At 42.3% G+C, this 2372-nt stretch carries 3 protein-coding genes; all 3 read right to left on the bottom strand.

All coding sequences use genetic code 11. The annotated features are described in order from the left end of the window. Positions 1–250: 250 nt before the first annotated feature. The 3 genes from MRX98_RS21615 to MRX98_RS21605 all read right to left on the bottom strand — a co-directional run bounded on the left by MRX98_RS21615 (position 251) and on the right by MRX98_RS21605 (position 2193). A complete protein-coding gene (locus tag MRX98_RS21615; RefSeq protein WP_246915189.1) occupies positions 251–997 on the bottom strand; it encodes a hypothetical protein in 747 nt (248 codons plus the stop codon). A 111-nt stretch (positions 998–1108) separates the two neighbouring features. Further along, positions 1109–1588, bottom strand: a complete 480-nt coding sequence (locus MRX98_RS21610) for a hypothetical protein (RefSeq protein WP_246915187.1) — start codon at positions 1586–1588, stop codon at positions 1109–1111. Between the two features lie 74 nt (positions 1589–1662). Next, the gene (locus tag MRX98_RS21605; protein ID WP_246915185.1) at positions 1663–2193 is read right to left on the bottom strand and encodes a CbrC family protein; all 531 of its coding nucleotides are present in this window, start codon (positions 2191–2193) and stop codon (positions 1663–1665) included. Positions 2194–2372: the final 179 nt, after the last annotated feature.

Raw genomic sequence — 2372 nt, 5'->3', positions numbered from 1 at the left:
AAATACAATATCAGATTCATCAAATTCGTTTCTATTGGATTTCCAATATTTACGAAGATAATTTAGGTGTTCAGCACATTTTTCAATAAACCTGATTTCATTTGTTTCACGCTGCACAATATTATTTAAGTTCTCTATGTACGCTTTGAGATTCATTTTATCTCTAACGTATTGCTCACCAGAGAGGGCCGCTTTTTGGCCCGAATCTGGTGAAGTAAAAGGTTAGCATTTATTTTCACGAAAGTGTCTCTTACTTATAAAAGTGCAAAGAACTTGGCGATTCTGGTGGCCCAGTACAAGGCATACAATTATTTCTCACGATGTTGCATAGTCCATTGAAAGTTTTTATTGCATCAGTGTAGTTCAATGGAATTGACGAGTTTAATTTAGATTTATCATTCTCAATTAAATCCCGATGCAAATAAACACTTTTTTTAATGTGCCTTATTGCAAAAAGCCTATCGGTGTGACCTGTACATCCTTTATATATGAGATAAAGCCCAGCAGAAACACCGACGATACCAACCGCAGCACCTCCAGTCAAAAGGCCAGAAGTGGCGATAACATAGCCCAGCTCTACACCAGACATATAAACTAAAAAGGTGGACAATACTACATTCCACTCATCATCAGTAAGCGATCGTTGATTCTGTTCAAGAACATATTCGATGTTGGAAAGCGATTCCTGCGTTTTTATGATTCTTGAATTCAAGGCATCATAGAGATTGTTTGAACCAGTCTTTACGGTGAGGTAGGTTTCATAGATTTCATTTTTGAGTTTATTTATTTCGGAACAACTTAGCCCAGATATAGAACCGAAAAAACGTGTTCCTACCTGAAAATCGTATGTCATGTTTAATAATGGTACGCAGTATGGATCTTGTATTGCGAAAATTACAGTACATGAACCATCAATTATAGTTTGACAATTCGAAGTGACTGGAAAAATAAATAAGATAAAAGTAGATAGAAGTAGCAATGAAAGATACTTTTTCATCAGTTTCTCCTTTCATAAAAAATGTTGATGCTAACGTTGCAAATAACCGGTGCAAATGGAGCGCAGCGGAATTTGCATCCGAGTTAATTTGCCTTGTTAGGTGCCAGCCCGCTACAGTGCAACATAAGCCTCCTCCTCAATCCGCGACCCGTCCGGGTTGGTCCAAGACAGAATGGCGTTATAGGCGCTCGGGCTACCGAGGTGCATGGCCGCGATTAGCGTGACGGATGATCCAGGCATAAGACGTTTTGCCGGAAATTTCTCGGCGTACTCAGAGGCAATGATGGGATTGTCCTCCGGCCGTTGAAGCTGCAACTCAATCTCTGCGTCTCGCGCCTCAGCCTCACCGACGTTTGTGAGGCGGAAGCGGTAGCTCTTGCCATCGCGGAAGAGATCAAGTGAAAGGCGAGCTACGCTCTTGCCGCGCTCCTCCCGGAGCAGCAGCTCCAACTGCTTTTCGGCCAGCTTTGCGGTCGCTCGCTGGAGATCATTGGCCTCGCGTTGGAGCTTTCTCTGGCCGTTCCAAGCGATGAGGCTAACGAGAACCGCAAAGCATGCGATTGCTGTAGCAAGCAATTCGTACTGCGACATAGCTACCCCTGGCACCTAACGTGCTGCTTTGGGGCGGCATGGTCCTCGCCGTCCCCAACAGCAGATTGTTCTGCTTAGTTTGCATCCCAAGTTGTAAGTTTGTCTCCTTCAAACTCAAACAAGTAGCAAGATAGATCATACTGGCCTTCTTTAATATTTGCTATCTTGTGATCAGGCAACATGCTCCAAAGCCATTCTGGATCATTGCTATTCTCATATAGAGAATCAATAAATTGCTCTTTTGATTCATAGTCGAGTTTAGAAGCGATCTTGATGAACCTATATGGCCTGCCGTTCTTAATGGGCCAAAATGAATCCTGCCAAGTCGGCACTGATGGCGTACAATAGGTAATCTCATTTGAAACCTGCTCGACATCAACTAAAATTGGGTCGAGAGCGGATATGTTGATCTCGTTTGCAGAGATATCCAGATCAATTAAGCGACCAGCTTGCATACACGAAAAGCAGATTGCATCTATCTCATTTTGGCCGAAGAAGTGTTCCCCGTCGAGGCAGTTTTCGGTTGCTTTGCAAAAGTGACAAGCATGTCCACTTTCAGCCAAGTAGGCAAACGATATTGGATTCTCAAAGAACTTAAACATCATGGCACCCTTTTATATAGCAGAACATTATTATTATGTAGCAGCGGTAATTTGCGGCCACAGATTTTTTCAAAACAACCCACAACTGCTTTCTAAACTCCTCAACCAATTGGAATTCAATAAAATTGATTCATAACAGGCTCAAAAATGAAAATTTTTACTGGACAATCGTTATTTGATTC

The sequence above is a fragment of the Desulfatitalea alkaliphila genome (assembly GCF_022968795.1).
Taxonomy (GTDB): Bacteria; Desulfobacterota; Desulfobacteria; order Desulfobacterales; family Desulfosarcinaceae; genus Desulfatitalea; species Desulfatitalea alkaliphila.
This window is presented reverse-complemented; position numbering and strand designations above follow the sequence as displayed.